The sequence below is a fragment of the Massilia rubra genome (genome assembly GCF_011682065.1).
In the GTDB taxonomy this organism is placed as follows: Bacteria; Pseudomonadota; Gammaproteobacteria; order Burkholderiales; family Burkholderiaceae_D; genus Telluria_A; species Telluria_A rubra.
This window is the reverse complement of the sequence record NZ_VUYU01000084.1, coordinates 1-641: the sequence shown is the minus strand read 5'-3', so window position 1 is coordinate 641 and position 641 is coordinate 1. Positions and strand designations below refer to the sequence as shown.

1 protein-coding gene is annotated in these 641 nt (G+C 64.4%); it reads right to left on the bottom strand.

The annotated features are described in order from the left end of the window. Positions 1-641, bottom strand: a 641-nt coding sequence (locus tag F0185_RS34110) for a flagellin N-terminal helical domain-containing protein (protein WP_167233124.1), incomplete at both ends; no start/stop codon positions are given.

Below are 641 nucleotides of genomic sequence, written 5' to 3'. Positions count from 1 at the left end.
GCTGATGTTCGACAGGTTGTTGTACACGTGTTCGAGGCGGTTGGCCGAGGCGCCCAGGGCCGAGCGCACGGTGCCGATCGAGGCGATCGCGGTCGAGAGCTTGTCGATCGAGGTCGAGGCGGTGCCGCCGCCGGTCAGTTCGGTGCCGGTGACGGCTACGGCGGCGTAGTTGGCGGTGGTGGCGAGAACATCCGTGCCCAGGGTGGTCATGCTGGCCGACATGTCGACGGTCATTTTTTCGCTGGTGCTCGAACCGATCTGGAACGTCATCGACGAAGCGATGGTGCCGCCGGCGAGCAGCTTGGCGCCGCCGAAGGTGGTGTTATTCATCACGTTGTACAGTTCGGTGCCGAGGGCGTCGTATTCCGACTGCATCGCGGTCTTGTCGGCGCCGGTCGAGGAGGCATCGGCCGCTTGCGTGGCCAGGTCTTTCATGCGCACCAGCATGTTGCTCACTTCGTCGAGCGCGCCTTCAGCCGTTTGCAGCATCGAGGTCGAATTCTGGGTGTTGCGCATCGCAACGGCCATGCCGCTGGTCTGGGCTTTCAGGCGGGTGGCGATCTGCAGGCCGGCGGCGTCGTCCATCGACGAATTGATGCGGTAGCCGGTCGACAGGCGGGTCATCGAGGTCGACAGCGAAC